Below are 18,396 nucleotides of genomic sequence, written 5' to 3' on the forward strand. Positions count from 1 at the left end.
TCTAAACGGGTTTTACATCATTGATGTAGTCGTTTTTGTTTTGTACATAGTTATCAGAAGATTTCTGTAAGAAGGCTCGTTCCTTTTCACTTAAAGGGCGAGCTTGCTTTACTGGACTACCAACATATAGATAACCACTTTCTAAAACTTTATTCGGTGGGACAAGGCTGCCAGCACCAATCATCACTTCTTCTTCAATGATTGCTCCGTCAAGTACAATTGCTCCCATGCCGACCAGTACACGATCTTTGATAATACAGCCGTGCAGCATCACTTTATGCCCGACGGTGACGTCGTCGCCAATGAGTAGAGGGTAGCCCGCTGGGTTTTCTTTGTTCTTGTGTGTCACATGAAGGACGGAACCGTCTTGGATATTGCTTCTTTCACCAATGTGAATATGGTTTACATCACCACGAGCGGCGACTAATGGCCAGACACTCGAATCGTCACCAATTTTAATATCACCAACTAAAACTGCACTCTCATCTATATAGACGCGCTCTCCTAACTGAGGGGCTATACCTTTGTAACTACGAATTGAGTTCATAACTTCTCCTTATTTGTGGTGATTAAAGGGCAATATCGCATAGAAGAGTAGCAAAAATAGCCCTTTTTGAATAAAAAACACCCAAACAATAAAAAAATCAAAAAAAACTCGAAAAAGGGCTTGCCAATGTGATGACGATCTCTATAATGCCCCCTCGCTGACACGGCAACGCTCCACAAGGAACGAGAGCCCAATCAGCAAGGTCAAATAGCTAAGCCAAGTGCTTAAAAAAGTTTTGAAAAAAGTGGTTGACACTAAAACTTAACTCGCTAAAATGGCCGTCCGTTTTGAGCGTAGCTCAGTTCGGAAAGCTCTTTAACAATTTAAACCTATCAATCTGTGTGGGCACTCGTTGATGATAATCCAAAAGATTTATCAATGAACTGAGTGACCAAACGAGTCGTCTTTTTATTTGAAAGGACAGCTTGGCACAGTCAATTCACATTACTCTGCTTTTTATAAGCAAAGAAAATGTAATCAGTATTCATTGAGCCGAAGCTTATAGCTTCAACAAAACTTTAATTGAAGAGTTTGATCATGGCTCAGATTGAACGCTGGCGGCAGGCCTAACACATGCAAGTCGAGCGGAAACGAGTTAACTGAACCTTCGGGGAACGTTAACGGCGTCGAGCGGCGGACGGGTGAGTAATGCCTAGGAAGTTGCCCAGTAGAGGGGGATAACCATTGGAAACGATGGCTAATACCGCATAACCTCTTCGGAGCAAAGCAGGGGACCTTCGGGCCTTGCGCTATTGGATACGCCTAGGTGGGATTAGCTAGTTGGTGAGGTAATGGCTCACCAAGGCGACGATCCCTAGCTGGTCTGAGAGGATGATCAGCCACACTGGAACTGAGACACGGTCCAGACTCCTACGGGAGGCAGCAGTGGGGAATATTGCACAATGGGCGAAAGCCTGATGCAGCCATGCCGCGTGTGTGAAGAAGGCCTTCGGGTTGTAAAGCACTTTCAGCAGTGAGGAAGGCATTAAGATTAATACTCTTGGTGTTTGACGTTAGCTGCAGAAGAAGCACCGGCTAACTCCGTGCCAGCAGCCGCGGTAATACGGAGGGTGCGAGCGTTAATCGGAATTACTGGGCGTAAAGCGCATGCAGGTGGTGGATTAAGTCAGATGTGAAAGCCCGGGGCTCAACCTCGGAACTGCATTTGAAACTGGTTCACTAGAGTACTGTAGAGGGGGGTAGAATTTCAGGTGTAGCGGTGAAATGCGTAGAGATCTGAAGGAATACCGGTGGCGAAGGCGGCCCCCTGGACAGATACTGACACTCAGATGCGAAAGCGTGGGGAGCAAACAGGATTAGATACCCTGGTAGTCCACGCCGTAAACGATGTCTACTTGGAGGTTGTGGCCTTGAGCCGTGGCTTTCGGAGCTAACGCGTTAAGTAGACCGCCTGGGGAGTACGGTCGCAAGATTAAAACTCAAATGAATTGACGGGGGCCCGCACAAGCGGTGGAGCATGTGGTTTAATTCGATGCAACGCGAAGAACCTTACCTACTCTTGACATCCAGAGAACTTTCCAGAGATGGATTGGTGCCTTCGGGAACTCTGAGACAGGTGCTGCATGGCTGTCGTCAGCTCGTGTTGTGAAATGTTGGGTTAAGTCCCGCAACGAGCGCAACCCTTATCCTTGTTTGCCAGCGAGTAATGTCGGGAACTCCAGGGAGACTGCCGGTGATAAACCGGAGGAAGGTGGGGACGACGTCAAGTCATCATGGCCCTTACGAGTAGGGCTACACACGTGCTACAATGGCGCATACAGAGGGCGGCGAGCCAGCGATGGTCAGCGAATCCCAAAAAGTGCGTCGTAGTCCGGATTGGAGTCTGCAACTCGACTCCATGAAGTCGGAATCGCTAGTAATCGTAGATCAGAATGCTACGGTGAATACGTTCCCGGGCCTTGTACACACCGCCCGTCACACCATGGGAGTGGGCTGCAAAAGAAGTGGGTAGTTTAACCTTCGGGAGGACGCTCACCACTTTGTGGTTCATGACTGGGGTGAAGTCGTAACAAGGTAGCCCTAGGGGAACCTGGGGCTGGATCACCTCCTTATACGATGATTATTGCGATGAGTGTTCACACAGATTGATATGGTTTAAGAAGTTTAAGAGATAGAGATGTCCCCCAAGACATTTCGCACTAGTGTCCCGTTCGTCTAGAGGCCTAGGACACCGCCCTTTCACGGCGGTAACAGGGGTTCGACTCCCCTACGGGATACCATTGGGTCGTTAGCTCAGTTGGTAGAGCAGTTGACTTTTAATCAATTGGTCGCAGGTTCGAATCCTGCACGACCCACCATTCTTTCTCCACGAAGGAATTAAAACTTTTAGTGGGCGATTAGCTCAGTTGGGAGAGCACCTGCCTTACAAGCAGGGGGTCACTGGTTCGAGCCCGGTATCGCCCACCATTCTCTAAATATTTTTGGAAATTCATTGTCCAAACCACAACAAAATATTGCTGATGGTTCGGATTTTTGACGCCTCCGAAAGTCTTTAGAAAATGTTCTCTAACGAGAAACATGCTCTTTAACAATTTGGAAAGCTGACGAATAACATTTGATTGATGTTATTCAAATAAAAGTTCTCAAATCCTATGTCTCTTAGAGATGTAGGTACCAACACACATTCAAGTGTTCTTGGGAATAACTTTCGAGTTATTCATATTTGAGTCCGGCAAAATCGAATGTCTCTCGCTCATTCAAATAATGAGAGACAACACCTTGGTTGTTTGCCATACGTAAAGACCCCTTCGGGTTGTATGGTTAAGTGACTAAGCGTACACGGTGGATGCCTTGGCAGTCAGAGGCGATGAAGGACGTATTAACTTGCGATAAGCCCAGATTAGGTAGTAAAAACCACTTGAGTCTGGGATTTCCGAATGGGGAAACCCAACTGCATAAGCAGTTACTGTTAACTGAATACATAGGTTAACAGGGCGAACCCGGGGAACTGAAACATCTAAGTACCCGGAGGAGTAGAAATCAACCGAGATTCCGAAAGTAGCGGCGAGCGAAATTGGATTAGCCCTTAAGCTTTTAATGATGCAGGTGAAGAGTCTGGAAAGTCTCGCGATACAGGGTGATAGCCCCGTAACCGACACATCATAATCAGTGAAATCGAGTAGGGCGGGACACGTGATATCCTGTCTGAATATGGGGGGACCATCCTCCAAGGCTAAATACTACTGACTGACCGATAGTGAACCAGTACCGTGAGGGAAAGGCGAAAAGAACCCCTGTGAGGGGAGTGAAATAGAACCTGAAACCGTGTACGTACAAGCAGTAGGAGCACCTTCGTGGTGTGACTGCGTACCTTTTGTATAATGGGTCAGCGACTTATATTCAGTAGCAAGGTTAACCGATTAGGGGAGCCGTAGAGAAATCGAGTCTTAACTGGGCGTCGAGTTTCTGGATATAGACCCGAAACCAGGTGATCTAGCCATGGGCAGGTTGAAGGTTGAGTAACATCAACTGGAGGACCGAACCGACTAATGTTGAAAAATTAGCGGATGACTTGTGGCTAGGGGTGAAAGGCCAATCAAACCTGGAGATAGCTGGTTCTCCCCGAAATCTATTTAGGTAGAGCCTCGGACGAATACTACTGGGGGTAGAGCACTGTTAAGGCTAGGGGGTCATCCCGACTTACCAACCCTTTGCAAACTCCGAATACCAGTAAGTACTATCCGGGAGACACACGGCGGGTGCTAACGTCCGTCGTGGAGAGGGAAACAACCCAGACCGCCAGCTAAGGTCCCAAAGTATAGCTAAGTGGGAAACGATGTGGGAAGGCTTAGACAGCTAGGATGTTGGCTTAGAAGCAGCCATCATTTAAAGAAAGCGTAATAGCTCACTAGTCGAGTCGGCCTGCGCGGAAGATGTAACGGGGCTAAGCTATACACCGAAGCTGCGGCAATGCAATTTATTGTATTGGGTAGGGGAGCGTTCTGTAAGCCGTTGAAGGTGGGTTGTAAAGCCTGCTGGAGGTATCAGAAGTGCGAATGCTGACATGAGTAACGATAAAGGGGGTGAAAAACCTCCTCGCCGGAAGACCAAGGGTTCCTGTCCAACGTTAATCGGGGCAGGGTAAGTCGACCCCTAAGGCGAGGCCGAAAGGCGTAGTCGATGGGAAACGGGTTAATATTCCCGTACTTCTTACAATTGCGATGGGGGGACGGAGAAGGCTAGGTGGGCCTGGCGACGGTTGTCCAGGTTCAAGTGCGTAGGCTTAAGAGTTAGGTAAATCCGGCTCTTTTTAAGGCTGAGACACGATGTCGAGCTACTACGGTAGTGAAGTCATTGATGCCATGCTTCCAGGAAAAGCCTCTAAGCTTCAGATTGTAAGGAATCGTACCCCAAACCGACACAGGTGGTCGGGTAGAGAATACCAAGGCGCTTGAGAGAACTCGGGTGAAGGAACTAGGCAAAATGGTACCGTAACTTCGGGAGAAGGTACGCTCTTGACGGTGAAGTCCCTTGCGGATGGAGCTATTGAGAGTCGCAGATACCAGGTGGCTGCAACTGTTTATTAAAAACACAGCACTGTGCAAAATCGTAAGATGACGTATACGGTGTGACGCCTGCCCGGTGCCGGAAGGTTAATTGATGGGGTTAGACTTCGGTCGAAGCTCTTGATCGAAGCCCCGGTAAACGGCGGCCGTAACTATAACGGTCCTAAGGTAGCGAAATTCCTTGTCGGGTAAGTTCCGACCTGCACGAATGGCGTAATGATGGCCACGCTGTCTCCACCCGAGACTCAGTGAAATTGAAATCGCTGTGAAGATGCAGTGTACCCGCGGCTAGACGGAAAGACCCCGTGAACCTTTACTACAGCTTGGCACTGAACATTGAGCCTACATGTGTAGGATAGGTGGGAGGCTTTGAAGACGGTACGCCAGTATCGTTGGAGCCATCCTTGAAATACCACCCTTGTATGTTTGATGTTCTAACTTAGACCCATTATCTGGGTTGAGGACAGTGCCTGGTGGGTAGTTTGACTGGGGCGGTCTCCTCCCAAAGAGTAACGGAGGAGCACGAAGGTGGGCTAATCACGGTTGGACATCGTGAGGTTAGTGCAATGGCATAAGCCCGCTTGACTGCGAGAATGACAATTCGAGCAGGTGCGAAAGCAGGTCATAGTGATCCGGTGGTTCTGTATGGAAGGGCCATCGCTCAACGGATAAAAGGTACTCCGGGGATAACAGGCTGATACCGCCCAAGAGTTCATATCGACGGCGGTGTTTGGCACCTCGATGTCGGCTCATCACATCCTGGGGCTGAAGTCGGTCCCAAGGGTATGGCTGTTCGCCATTTAAAGTGGTACGCGAGCTGGGTTTAGAACGTCGTGAGACAGTTCGGTCCCTATCTGCCGTGGGCGTTGGAAGATTGAAGGGGGCTGCTCCTAGTACGAGAGGACCGGAGTGGACGAACCTCTGGTGTTCGGGTTGTGTCGCCAGACGCATTGCCCGGTAGCTAAGTTCGGAATCGATAACCGCTGAAAGCATCTAAGCGGGAAGCGAGCCCTGAGATGAGTCTTCCCTGGCGCTTTAAGCGTCCTAAAGGGTTGTTCGAGACTAGAACGTTGATAGGCAGGGTGTGTAAGCGTTGTGAGGCGTTGAGCTAACCTGTACTAATTGCCCGTGAGGCTTAACCATACAACACCCAAGGGGTTTTGATGGACTCAAATAGAACATTGAATGTGTATAACTAGAGCTTAAAATCAGTTTTCCGAATTAAGAATTTGCTTGGCGACCATAGCGTTGTGGACCCACCTGATTCCATGCCGAACTCAGAAGTGAAACGCAATAGCGCCGATGGTAGTGTGGGGCTTCCCCATGTGAGAGTAGGACATCGCCAGGCTTTAATTTTATTTTCACTTTTCAAAAGTGAAGACAAAAGACAACATCGAACTAAAGCAATTAAAGTAAGACTTTGGGACGATTACATATTGTGGAGAGATGGCTGAGTGGTTGAAAGCACCGGTCTTGAAAACCGGCATACGTTAATAGCGTATCTAGGGTTCAAATCCCTATCTCTCCGCCACATTCGAAAGCCCCAGTCGAAAGACTGGGGCTTTTTCGTATGCGCTTTATAGTGTCTCACTGCAAGAGTGTACCGCTATATCCGATATCGATGAGTCATTGAAAGGCTCATTCGATATAGCATTTAGGAGTTAAGGGAGTGCATGCTCTAATAAAAGCGTAGATTAGGTGTTGTAAAGAGATACAAAAAAGCCGACACAAACTGTATCGGCTTTTAGCTAGGTATTTAAATACGTTAGGTGCGGTCAGCTACGCTATCTTTAAGCTCTTGCTTTTCTTTATCTGAGATAAACGCTAAATCAAGGCCATTGATTTGCGCTTGGCGAATCTGTTGTTGAGATAGACCCGCTTGTGGTGCTGCCACTTCGTATTCGTAAGGTAGTTCAATACCTTCTACCGCTGGGTCATCGGTGTTTAGACAAGCCATAACCCCATGTTCTAGGAATTGCTTAATAGGGTGGTTAGACAGTGACTCTACTGTGCTGGTTTGGAAGTTTGAGGTTAAGCAAGACTCGATACCGATGCGGTTCTCCGCTAGGTAATCCATAAGCTTCGGATCGTGAATAGCTTTTACACCGTGACCAATACGTGTCGCGCCTAGTTCTTGAATTGCCTGCCACATACTTTCTGCACCAGCTGCTTCGCCAGCGTGAACGGTAACATTTAGACCTGCATCCTTAACTTGAGCGAAGTGTTTCACGAAGCGATCACCCGGCTGACCTAATTCATCACCTGCTAGATCAACGGCAACGATATTGTCTTTTTGGGTAAGGATAGCGTCTAGTTCTTGCTGACAAGCGTCGGTACCGAAGGTACGACTCATAATACCAATAAGGTTAGCTTTGATACCAAAATCACGCACACCTGCTTGTACGCCATCTACGACGGCTTCAACAACACCTTCTACTGGTAGTTTGTGCTTCATAGCCATGTAGTAAGGAGAAAAACGCAGTTCAGCATAATCGATTTGTGCATTCAGTGCGTCTTCTACGTTCTCGTACGCAACACGACGACAAGCTTCCAAGTCACCCAGCACCGATACACCCCAGTCAAGTTTAGATAAAAACGCAACCAAAGAAGGCTCCGCCTCAACAATCTGAACATGCGGTGTCAGGCCTTCAATATCATAGGCTGGAAGTGCAATACCAAACTTTTGGCCTAGGTCTAGAATAGTTTGCGTGCGAATGTTGCCGTCTAAGTGGCGGTGCAAATCTGTTAGGGGGAGGTTTTTGGTTATCATTATCGTCGTTCCAAATCTGTGTGTACGCTAAGTATAAAAACCAAAGCTGATAGTGTCAGCAAGCAATTGATTGGTTTCGCACGAATATTGATGAATTCTACTTCATGTTAACCAAATGTGTTGGCCACTCTTCGAAGGGAACAGGTCGGCTATAGAGAAAGCCCTGACCTTGATTGCAATGGAGTTGTGTAAGCATCTGAGCTTGCGCTGTGGTTTCGATTCCTTCAGCAACAATGTTCACTTTCATGCCTTTAGTCATATTAATAATGGCAGCAACAATAGAGGTATCTAGGTTGTCAGGGTCCATTTTTTCGATGAAAGTTCGATCAATTTTAAGGCAATCGAAAGGCAACTTGTGTAAGTAAGCGAGTGAGCTGTAACCAGTCCCAAAATCATCAATAGCGATGTGCACACCAAGTGCTCTAATGGCTTCCATATTGGAGAGCACGACAGGGTCGCGGCTCACTATACGTGACTCAGTAATTTCTAATGTAAAACAACTAGGGTCGATACCCGTCTTGTCGAAGGCACGTTTGATGACGTCGATAAACTCAGGTTGAGAAAGTTGGTTTACCGAGACATTTACGTGCATCTGAAAATGATTGCTCCACTTACCTTGTTCGATCCCAGTCTTCAAATCTTGGCAAGCTTGAACAAGGATCTGCTCACCAATGACAGAGATGAGTCCACTTTCCTCTGCCACGGGAATAAAATCTAGTGGTGGAATCAAGCCTGACTGTGGGGATAGCCAGCGCGCTAAAGCTTCCGCACCAATGACATCACCACTATTGAGGTCGACAATAGGCTGATAAAAAGGAATGAACTCATTCTTTTCTGCTGCGGTTTTTATTTTGGCGAGCATCGAAGTACGTTGGCGAGAGATATCCGCCATTTCCGGGCGATAGTAGCTGATGTTGGAAATATCTTGCTTTGCATTACTCAAAGCAATGCTGCCATTACGGAGCCAATGAGTCATGTTGGTATCTGGGCTGCTATCTGAGATAACAATACCTATCGATGTATTTACCACGACATTTTCGTTCTCAGCTTCGAAGGGAGAAGCAAACATTTGAGCAATACGATTGGCGGTTAGCTGGATATCCTCGTAACTTTGTAAGTTAGGATGATAGAGGGCAAACTCATCTCCGGCGATTCGGGCAATGTAGCACTCCTCACTAAATACATCTTTAAAGCGGTCTGCGATGACAATGAGTAGTTCATCACCTTTCGAATGACCTAGGCTGTCGTTGATATCACGGAATTTGTTGATACCAATAAGCATCAGTGTGCCATTTAGATTAGGCAGCTTATCGCACGAATCAATAAAGCCTTCTCTGCTGTATAAATTGGTGAGTGAATCGTAGAGTAGTTGGGCTCGTAAGGCGTTAAATGACGCTTTGAGATTATTGGTCATCTCATTAAATGCGTATACCAACATACTGGTTTCGTAGATGTTACCAGGCTTAGGCATAGTGGCATCCCAATCGCCTTTGGCAAGATGCTTTGCTGCAGAAGCGGTAGAGGTTATGGGTCTAGTTACTCGGTTGAAAGCAATGAGCCCAAGTCCAATGCCAATCAAGCTGACTACTAAGCCAATTAACCAGCTGTTTCTTTGATTCTCTGGTAGGTTACCGAGCAAATCAGACTCTGAGATAGAAACACCAATATACCATTGCAGGCCATGCTTATCTCGGTAAGGGGTAATGTGGTTGAAGTAGTGTTCTCCACTAATGAAAGTTTCGAACTTGCTTGTTTGATTTAATTTGCTGTCGGTAAAGGATTGTGCGTATTGAGCACTAGCTTGGATTATCGGGTTTGGGCTCTCAACCGCCAATAGACGTTGGCCTTTCTCAGATCGTTCTGTTCCCCAAGAAATCACACTGCTATTGTTGGAGTGGGCCACCAATCGTTTGTCTTGATCGAAAATAAAAACAGAAGCTGTTGTTTGGTTTCTGAGCTGTTTCAGGAAGTTATTGAAGGTATTGATTTTGATATCCAGCCCAATCACGCCTAGGAAGCTGTTACGATCAAATACTGGAGTGAGTGCTGATAGGGTGACCTCTTGTCTTTCATCAGCGTTGGCATAGATAGAAGACCATGCAGGTTTAAAAGATTGGCTAACCGGCGTATACCAAGGTCGAACACGAGGGTCGTAATTTCGAATGACCGTACGAACATCGCTACTGATGGTTTGACCGCGGTAAATGATCAAGTTCTGCTCAGTACGGCGATCTTTAATCATTAAGGTATAGCCATCATTTGGCTCTTTACGGTAGCCAATATACTCTCCACCTTCTCCACCAAATCCAATCACATCTAATTGATCAATAGAGCTATACAGGTCTTCAAAACTAGTGAGCAGATAGCTCTGAATCTCTGAGCCATCATTTGGGTTGTATAGGTTGTTGAACCCAATACTGTGACCGATGGATTGAGCCGCTTGGAAAGGTTCTTTGAGGAAGTTATCGAGCTCTTTAGTGACGTTATCTGTCAGGGCGGTAAGACGTTTAACACTGACGTCTTCTACCATTTGCTGGTAACTGCTTTTTTGAGTAGCAACAATAACACCGATAGTGATGAGGAAAATCATCACAAATGGAAGGACGACGGCAGTGCGTAGTGTAATTTGGGTCATTACCAGTATTTTTATTCTTTATTGGTATCCATTTAAACAGTGCGCCGACGTCTTCGGCGCTGCGTTAATACGAGCGCATTCGTAGTGAAAAAATACCGGTATGACAGTGGATGTATAAACTCAATAAAGCTCTTTGAGTTTACGTGTCAATGTGTTGCGTCCCCAACCAAGTACTTTTGCTGCGTCTTGTTTGTGGCCATTGGTATGATTCAACGCTGCTTCTAGAAGTATACGCTCAAATTCAGGGAGTGCATAAGAAAGCAGTTCGGTTTCTCCAGAGGTTAGAGCCTGTTTCGCCCATGAAGATAGTTGCTCTTGCCAACTTATACCATCGCTAAACTGAGGTATTGATTGCTCTGTTAATAACTCGGGAGGAAGATCACTTGGTAATATCTCATTTCCGCTAGCCATCACAGTTAACCAACGACAGATATTCTCTAGTTGTCGCACGTTGCCTGGCCATTCCAAATTATTGAGTACTTCCACTGTCGATGGGTGTAGAGACTTTACATCAACACCAAGCTCTTCAGCTGCGTGGGATAAAAAGTGCAAGGTGAGCTTTTCGATGTCTTGCTTTCGCTCACGTAGAGCAGGAATTTGAATTCGAATGACGTTAAGGCGATGGAATAAGTCTTCACGGAAATCGCCTTGATGAACCAGTTTTTCTAAATTTTGGTGAGTCGCAGCAACAATTCTTACATCAACCTGTACCGCAGCATGACCACCAACTCGATAAAATTGCCCATCAGCTAGAACACGCAACAAGCGCGTTTGAATATCAAGCGGCATATCCCCGATTTCATCTAGGAATAAAGTGCCGCCATTTGCTTGTTCAAAACGGCCTTGGCGTACACTGTTAGCACCGGTGAAGGCGCCTTTCTCATGCCCAAACAGCTCTGACTCGATCAAATCTTTTGGAATCGCTGCCATGTTGAGGGCAATGAAAGGTTTTTTAGCTCGAGGACTATGTCGGTGTAGAGCATGAGCAACCAGTTCTTTACCTGTACCAGACTCTCCATTGATAAGGACAGAGATAGAAGAGCGCGACAATCTACCAATTGCACGAAATACTTCCTGCATTGCTGGTGCCTCACCAATGATTTCTGGAGCGTCATTGGCTTGTAAGTCATCGCCAGCTTGGCCTTTTCGTTGCTCTTGGTTATGGGTGATAGCTCGTTCAACCAGTGTTAGGGTCTCATCTACGTCGAATGGTTTTGGTAGGTACTCAAACGCCCCTTTTTGGTAAGCATTCACCGCGGCATCTAGATCTGAGTGGGCAGTCATGATGATGACTGGCAGCTCAGGTGAGCGAAGGTGGATTTGCTCTAGCAATTCAATCCCATCGATTCCAGGCATACGAATGTCAGAGACCAGCACATCTGGGACTTCACGTTCCAATGCGAGCAGCACGCTTTCTGCATCGGAGAAAGTCTCGCACTTAATGTTTGCTGAAGAGAGGGTCTTCTCCATAACCCATCGAATGGAGCTGTCATCATCTACAACCCAAACATATCCTTTACTCATAATCTTTTAATCCTTACAGCAATAGCAAACTGACCCAATCTAGCTAAGCGCTAGATTGGCAAATAAATGGTGAACGTGGTTCTACCAGGCCAACTTTCAACGTCTATTTTGCCGTTATGTTGGTCAATTAAGTTTTGTGAAATCGATAGCCCGAGCCCAGTGCCACCTTCGCGGCCGCTGACCATAGGATAAAATAGTGTGTCTTGTAAATCGGCAGGAATCCCCGGGCCGTTATCAATGATCTCTACCCGAGCCGCAAGTTTATGGCGTTGGCCATGAATGTTCGCCTGATGCACCGTTCTGGTGCGTATGGTGATTTTTCCATGTTCTTGAGGTTGTAGGATCTGAGCTGCGTTACTGACGATGTTGAGCAGCGACTGCTCTATTTGATCGGTGTCCATTAGAATATCTGGTAGGCTGGGGTCATAATCCCTTTCAATCACCACGCTATGTCCTGATTCAAGCTCGACCAGCTGACGTACCTTTTCTAGGATGAGGTGAAGGTTCTCTGGTTTTTTTTGTCCTGGTTTTTGTGGGCCAAGTAATCGGTCTACCAAAGAGCGTAGTCGGTCGGCTTGTTCAATAATGATCTGGGTATATTCGGTCAAGCTCTGATCTGGCAACATGCGCTCCAAAAGCTGGGCTGCGCCTCTTAAACCGCCTAAAGGGTTTTTGATTTCATGAGCTAACCCGCGCACCAACAATTTAGCCGCCTGCTGCTGGGCATGTTGATTCAGCTCTTGGCTTAGCCTACGTTGCTGCCCTATCTTTCGCATTTCAACCAGCAACATCAGGTTCTTTTCCCAAGATAGGGGACTAACGGTGACTTCTAGCATTAAAGGTTTACCGTCTACCACAAAGGTCACATCGCTATCTGTGATACTTTGGCCACTTTGTAATGGTTGAGAAAGTAGAGCTAAATCCATGGAGGCATGCTGAATCAATTTGGAGAGTGGCTGATCGACAATACGCTTAGCGCTTTGAGTGAATAGCTGTTCTGCAGCCGGATTGGCATAACGAACGACAAGAGCTTCGTCCAACATTAACGTGGCGGTAACTACATTATTGAGTATCGCATTACTGAGTTCGAGGTTCACTGCGTCATCCTTGGCGGTGGTAAAGAAAGTGTTGCACTAATTTGGTGCGTACTATTCTCAGTATGGCGCATTGATGCTGGAAGAAAAAGAAAAATAGGCGGGATAATTGCGTGATAGGCCTAAATTACTGCTTCTTGAGCGATGTTCTATGCAAATGCACCGTTATTGAATCTGATGATGCAATAAGCTTGCCGCCTCTAAATGATTGAATAGACAGGGTGTGAGTACCTCTATCAATATTTTTTAGCTGCCAGTTGTTCGCTATTTGTGGGGCGCCATATTTATTACCATCTAGCAGAAGTTGCAACTGCTCCCCCACGGCCAGCTTACGGCTGACCGATGCTGTAACAGCAATGAACCCTTGGTTGCTACGGATAGTTTGATCGTGCACTGGTGACTCAATCGCAAGCTCTAGCTTGGCTAACGATTTCGTTGAGGGTGATGATGCAGTTGTAGAAGCCTCTACTGGTTCAGGTTGTTCAAATGTAGGGGCAGGAGATGCTGCACTATGATCGGGCAAACTAATAAGTTTGGCGTTCTTGTGCTGTGGTGAATCACCAAAATGAATCACTCCATTGTCATCTTCCCACGTAAAGACATCTTGAGCTGAAAGGCTCAAAGGTATTGTGATCAATAAAGGGGCAGTAAAATGAAAAAGTTTCATTGCTCACCTCAGCCGTCAAGGCGTTGTATGGAAAGCGCAAGCTGGAGAAAGCGCTGGATTAGATACAATGCTACTGGTTGATTTATGAGCGAAAAATACAAAAAAGGCTCGCCTGCGAGGCGAGCCTAATATTTGGTCATTGGGTTACATGGTATTCCAATGAGATCTTGTGATCTAACCGTAAAGACGCTGAATTAAACAGAGTAGTACAGTTCGAACTCAAGTGGGTGAGTCGTCATGTTAACTTTTTCAACATCTTGAGACTTCAGGTCGATGTACGAGTTGATGAAGTCGTCAGAGAACACACCACCAGCTGTTAGGAACTCACGGTCAGCGTCTAGACACTCTAGCGCTTCTTTTAGTGAGTAAGCAACTGTTGGGATTTCTGCAGCTTCTTCAGCTGGTAGATCGTAAAGGTCTTTATCCATTGCTTCGCCTGGGTGGATCTTGTTCTTGATGCCATCAAGGCCAGCCATAAGCATCGCTGCGAAACATAGGTATGGGTTCGCTGATGGATCACCGAAGCGTAGCTCGATACGACGCGCTTTCGGGCTTGGTACCACTGGGATACGGATAGAAGCAGAGCGGTTACGTGCTGAGTAAGCAAGCATAACTGGTGCTTCGAAGCCTGGTACAAGACGCTTGTACGAGTTAGTTGATGCGTTAGCAAATGCGTTGATTGCTTTAGCGTGCTTGATAACACCACCGATGTAGTAAAGCGCCATTTCAGATAGGCCGCCGTACTTATCACCAGCAAATAGGTTAACGCCATCTTTTGCTAGAGATTGGTGAACGTGCATACCGCTGCCGTTGTCGCCAACAAGTGGCTTAGGCATGAATGTCGCTGTTTTACCAAATGCGTGAGCAACGTTATGTACAACATACTTGTAAACTTGGATTTCGTCAGCTTTAGCTGTTAGCGTGTTGAAACGAGTCGCGATTTCGTTCTGACCAGCTGTTGCTACTTCGTGGTGGTGTGCTTCTACCACTTGGCCCATTTCTTCTAGGATTAGACACATTGCAGAGCGGATGTCTTGAGAAGAATCAACTGGAGCTACTGGGAAGTAACCACCTTTAACGCCAGGACGGTGACCTTTGTTACCACCTTCGATTTCAGAACCTGTGTTCCAAGCTGCTTCGATGTCATCGATCTTGAAGAAAGAACCAGACATGTCAGTTGCGAACTTAACATCGTCAAATAGGAAGAACTCTGGCTCAGGACCAACTAGAACTGTATCTGCGATACCTGTTGAACGTAGGTAGTCTTCAGCGCGCTTAGCGATAGAGCGAGGGTCGCGATCGTAGCCTTGCATTGTTGCAGGCTCAAGGATGTCACAACGTACGTTTAGTGTTGCGTCTTCAGTGAATGGGTCAAGAACAGCAGATGATGCGTCTGGCATCATTACCATGTCTGACTCGTTAATACCTTTCCAGCCAGCAACTGATGAACCGTCGAACATCTTACCTTCTTCAAAGAAGTCTGCGTCAACTTGGTGAGCAGGGATAGATACGTGCTGCTCTTTACCTTTAGTATCAGTAAAGCGTAGGTCAACAAACTTAACTTCGTTTTCTTGGATCAGCGATAGAACGTTTTCTACTGACATCTTGGATAACCTCCAGTGTTATTAAAGCGGTAATAGCCCGATTCGGGTGAATCCAGCATTGATTAATTTCATTTCAATCTTATTAATCGATGCTATTTCTCATAAAGCCAAAATCGTGCCAAAAAAATTAATCCATTAATTTCAATGTATTAAGCTGTTTGTGGTGTTTTTGGTGCGTTCTGGTGCACCAAAATGATCTCTTTCTGCACTTTATTGGTGCAAATGTTGATTGCTGCACCAATATGACTCAAACACCGCATACCATTCAGCCTTTCTTTGCTGACTATGTCAATCGTATTTCTGTGTACCTGATTCGAGTTTGTTCCAAATCAACTCCTCGCCTAGTCTTAAAACAGACGAAAACTGCCGTGATAGATCACATATTTCTAGGTTTTTCGCTAGAATCTGGTACATTACGGTCGTTTTTTTAATCAAATAGGCAGTGCTCGTTAAATGTTCGGTTTAAGAGGGCTGCTTCTTTTATAAGTGAATCTAAATCCATGGCTACTCCACAGATTGATAAATTAAGAAATATCGCGATCATCGCGCACGTTGACCACGGTAAAACAACACTGGTTGATAAACTACTACAGCAATCAGGTACCCTTGAGTCTCGCGGTGAAACTGAAGAGCGAGTCATGGACTCGAACGACATCGAGAAAGAACGTGGTATCACCATCCTTGCTAAAAACACAGCAATTAACTGGAACGATTACCGTATCAACATCGTAGATACTCCGGGACACGCGGACTTCGGTGGTGAAGTAGAACGTATCATGTCGATGGTAGATTCTGTGCTTCTTATTGTTGACGCAGTTGATGGCCCAATGCCACAAACGCGCTTTGTAACGCAAAAAGCTTTTGCTCATGGCCTAAAGCCAATCGTTGTTATCAACAAGATCGACCGCCCAGGCGCACGTCCTGATTGGGTAATGGACCAAGTATTCGATCTATTCGATAACCTAGGCGCAACTGACGAACAGTTAGACTTTAAAGTCGTTTACGCTTCAGCTCTTAACGGTTGGGCTTCTCTAGAAGAAGGCGAAACTGGCGAAGACATGGAACCACTATTCGAAACTATCGTTGAAGAAGTGGCGGCGCCAGAAGTTGACCTAGACGGTCCTCTACAGATGCAAGTTTCTCAGCTTGATTACAGCTCTTACGTTGGTGTTATCGGTGTTGCTCGTGTGACTCGTGGTAGCGTTAAGCCAAATCAGCAAGTAACTGTAGTGAGCGCTGATGGCAAAACTCGTAACGGTAAAGTGGGTACTGTAATGGGTTACCTTGGTCTAGAGCGTCACGACGTTGAGCAAGCGAATGCAGGTGACATCGTTGCAATCACAGGTCTTGGTGAGCTGAAAATCTCAGACACTATCTGTGCGCAAAACCAAGTTGAAGCACTACCAGCACTTTCTGTTGATGAACCAACAGTAACCATGACGTTCCAAGTAAACACGTCTCCGTTTGCGGGTAAAGAAGGTAAATTCGTAACCTCACGTAACATCCTAGAGCGCCTAGAAAAAGAGCTAGTACACAACGTAGCACTGCGTGTTGAGCAACTCGATGATCCAGACAAATTCCGCGTTTCAGGTCGTGGTGAGCTTCACCTATCGATCTTGATCGAAAACATGCGTCGTGAAGGTTTCGAACTTGCGGTATCTCGCCCTGAAGTAATCATCAAAGAAGAAGATGGCCAGCTAATGGAACCGTACGAAACGGTAACCATCGATGTGCTAGAAGAGCACCAAGGCGGCATCATGGAGAACATCGGTCTGCGTAAAGGTGAGCTAACTGATATGGCTCCTGATGGCAAAGGTCGTGTACGTATGGACTTCATCATGCCATCTCGCGGCTTGATCGGCTTCCAAACTGAATTCATGACGCTAACATCTGGCTCTGGCCTGCTTTACCATACATTCGATCACTACGGTCCACACAAAGGTGGCGAAATTGGTCAACGTATCAACGGCGTACTGATTTCTAACGGCATGGGTAAAGCGCTAACTAACGCACTATTCAACCTACAAGAGCGTGGCCGTATGTTTATTGGCCATGGTGTTGAAGTGTACGAAGGCATGGTTGTTGGTATCCACAGCCGTGACAACGACTTAACGGTTAACGTACTAAAAGGTAAGCAGCTAACCAACGTTCGTGCGTCAGGTACGGATGATGCACAGGTTCTTACTCCGCCAATCATCATGACGCTAGAGCAAGCACTAGAATTCATCGATGATGACGAGCTAGTAGAAGTAACTCCAGAGAGCATCCGTATTCGTAAGAAATTCCTAACGGAAAGTGATCGTAAGCGTGCATCACGCGGAGCGAAGTAATCTCTAGTTAGGTTGATTTCGTGATTAGATTGAAGGGTGAGAGGGAAACTTCTCACCCTTTTTTATTGACTCAATATGAGCAAATAGATGAAGCCATTTATTATTTCAGGTGGTCCTGGTGCGGGGAAAACCACACTCATTAATGCACTAAGTGATAGAGGCTATACGACATTTGAGGAAGCCTCGAGAACGTTGATAGAGCAGCAGAGCCGGTTAGAACACGGAATTTTGCCTTGGCACGACTTAGCGGCTTTTGCCAAACTGTGTTTTGAGTTGATGAGTGAGCAAAAACAGAGCGCTCTTGTGGTGCAGGTGCCAAGCTTTATGGATCGTGCTATCCCTGATGTCTGCGCCTATTTAACCCAAGCAGGTATCGATATACCTTCGCACTATATAGATGCATGCCAAGGGTACCAAACGGTGGCGTTTTTATGTCGTCCAGAAGCCTCTATATATGTGCAAGATGAGGTGCGCCCTTACCCGTTTACGCAAGCTTTAGACATTCACAAACAACTTCACCACACATACCTCAACCTAGGCTTTCAAGTGGTAGAGGTACCTTGGGGCTGCATTGAACAGCGCACCTTATTCATTGATAATCATGTACAATCACTAGATTAGGGCATTGAATTCATTCTGTGAGATGATAGATGACCAAAGGGATTGTTAGGCTTGCTTGGCCAGACCATGAGATCAAGG

At 46.4% G+C, this 18,396-nt stretch carries 9 protein-coding genes, 4 tRNA genes and 3 rRNA genes; 9 read left to right on the plus strand and 7 right to left on the minus strand.

What is annotated here, in order from left to right; all coding sequences use genetic code 11:
* Position 1: 1 nt before the first annotated feature.
* Complete coding sequence (locus J4N42_RS00230) at positions 2–547, minus strand: gamma carbonic anhydrase family protein (protein ID WP_252028942.1); 546 nt, start codon at positions 545–547, stop codon at positions 2–4.
* 519 nt (positions 548–1,066) lie between these two features.
* On the opposite strand from J4N42_RS00230, the gene J4N42_RS00235 reads away from it, so the two are divergent.
* The 7 genes from J4N42_RS00235 (at position 1,067) to J4N42_RS00265 (ending at position 6,604) form a co-directional block, all read left to right on the plus strand.
* Positions 1,067–2,619: ribosomal RNA gene (locus J4N42_RS00235) — 16S ribosomal RNA — on the plus strand.
* A 92-nt stretch (positions 2,620–2,711) separates the two neighbouring features.
* A tRNA-Glu gene (locus tag J4N42_RS00240) sits at positions 2,712–2,787 on the plus strand.
* 2 nt (positions 2,788–2,789) lie between these two features.
* Positions 2,790–2,865: transfer RNA gene (locus J4N42_RS00245), tRNA-Lys, on the plus strand.
* Between the two features lie 33 nt (positions 2,866–2,898).
* Positions 2,899–2,974 (plus strand) — tRNA-Val (locus tag J4N42_RS00250).
* Between the two features lie 352 nt (positions 2,975–3,326).
* Positions 3,327–6,216 (plus strand): 23S ribosomal RNA (locus J4N42_RS00255).
* An 89-nt stretch (positions 6,217–6,305) separates the two neighbouring features.
* A 5S ribosomal RNA gene (gene rrf / locus J4N42_RS00260) occupies positions 6,306–6,421 on the plus strand.
* Together the 16S, 23S and 5S rRNA genes with 4 tRNA genes alongside form the textbook arrangement of a ribosomal RNA operon.
* A 92-nt stretch (positions 6,422–6,513) precedes the next feature.
* Positions 6,514–6,604: transfer RNA gene (locus tag J4N42_RS00265), tRNA-Ser, on the plus strand.
* Between the two features lie 234 nt (positions 6,605–6,838).
* Here the strand turns inward: J4N42_RS00265 and add are convergent.
* The 6 genes from add to glnA all read right to left on the minus strand — a co-directional run bounded on the left by add (position 6,839) and on the right by glnA (position 15,367).
* Positions 6,839–7,843: an adenosine deaminase gene (add, locus tag J4N42_RS00270; protein ID WP_252028943.1), complete on the minus strand. Its 1,005-nt coding sequence runs from the start codon at positions 7,841–7,843 to the stop codon at positions 6,839–6,841.
* Positions 7,844–7,940: 97 nt separating this feature from the next.
* Entirely contained in the window at positions 7,941–10,487 is a 2,547-nt protein-coding gene (gene gepA, locus J4N42_RS00275) for a phosphodiesterase GepA (protein WP_503034755.1), read from the minus strand.
* Positions 10,488–10,598: 111 nt separating this feature from the next.
* Positions 10,599–12,002: a nitrogen regulation protein NR(I) gene (gene glnG, locus J4N42_RS00280; protein ID WP_252028945.1), complete on the minus strand. Its 1,404-nt coding sequence runs from the start codon at positions 12,000–12,002 to the stop codon at positions 10,599–10,601.
* 50 nt (positions 12,003–12,052) lie between these two features.
* Positions 12,053–13,099 carry a nitrogen regulation protein NR(II) gene (gene glnL, locus J4N42_RS00285; protein WP_252028946.1) on the minus strand — a complete coding sequence of 349 codons (1,047 nt, stop codon included), beginning with the start codon at positions 13,097–13,099 and terminating at the stop codon, positions 12,053–12,055.
* Between the two features lie 124 nt (positions 13,100–13,223).
* Positions 13,224–13,763: a DUF4124 domain-containing protein gene (locus J4N42_RS00290; protein WP_252028947.1), complete on the minus strand. Its 540-nt coding sequence runs from the start codon at positions 13,761–13,763 to the stop codon at positions 13,224–13,226.
* Between the two features lie 194 nt (positions 13,764–13,957).
* Positions 13,958–15,367: a glutamate--ammonia ligase gene (gene glnA / locus J4N42_RS00295; protein ID WP_252028948.1), complete on the minus strand. Its 1,410-nt coding sequence runs from the start codon at positions 15,365–15,367 to the stop codon at positions 13,958–13,960.
* Positions 15,368–15,867: 500 nt separating this feature from the next.
* Between glnA and typA the strand changes: the two genes are divergently transcribed.
* Together typA and J4N42_RS00305 are read left to right on the plus strand one after the other, a co-directional pair.
* Positions 15,868–17,697, plus strand: a complete 1,830-nt coding sequence (typA, locus tag J4N42_RS00300) for a translational GTPase TypA (protein WP_252028949.1) — start codon at positions 15,868–15,870, stop codon at positions 17,695–17,697.
* 87 nt (positions 17,698–17,784) lie between these two features.
* Positions 17,785–18,318: an AAA family ATPase gene (locus J4N42_RS00305; RefSeq protein ID WP_252028950.1), complete on the plus strand. Its 534-nt coding sequence runs from the start codon at positions 17,785–17,787 to the stop codon at positions 18,316–18,318.
* The last annotated feature ends 78 nt before the right edge of the window (positions 18,319–18,396 follow it).

The organism is Vibrio sp. SCSIO 43135 (genome assembly GCF_023716665.1).
Classification (GTDB): Bacteria; Pseudomonadota; Gammaproteobacteria; order Enterobacterales; family Vibrionaceae; genus Vibrio; species Vibrio paucivorans.

Excerpts from the sequence above, each read along its gene's own strand:
- J4N42_RS00230 (WP_252028942.1), bottom strand. The coding sequence starts at position 547 with ATGAACTCAATTCGTAGTTACAAAGGTATAGCCCCTCAGTTAGGAGAG.
- add (WP_252028943.1), bottom strand. The coding sequence starts at position 7,843 with ATGATAACCAAAAACCTCCCCCTAACAGATTTGCACCGCCACTTAGAC.
- glnG (WP_252028945.1), bottom strand. The coding sequence starts at position 12,002 with ATGAGTAAAGGATATGTTTGGGTTGTAGATGATGACAGCTCCATTCGA.
- J4N42_RS00290 (WP_252028947.1), bottom strand. The coding sequence starts at position 13,763 with ATGAAACTTTTTCATTTTACTGCCCCTTTATTGATCACAATACCTTTG.
- glnA (WP_252028948.1), bottom strand. The coding sequence starts at position 15,367 with ATGTCAGTAGAAAACGTTCTATCGCTGATCCAAGAAAACGAAGTTAAG.
- typA (WP_252028949.1), top strand. The coding sequence starts at position 15,868 with ATGGCTACTCCACAGATTGATAAATTAAGAAATATCGCGATCATCGCG.
- J4N42_RS00305 (WP_252028950.1), top strand. The coding sequence starts at position 17,785 with ATGAAGCCATTTATTATTTCAGGTGGTCCTGGTGCGGGGAAAACCACA.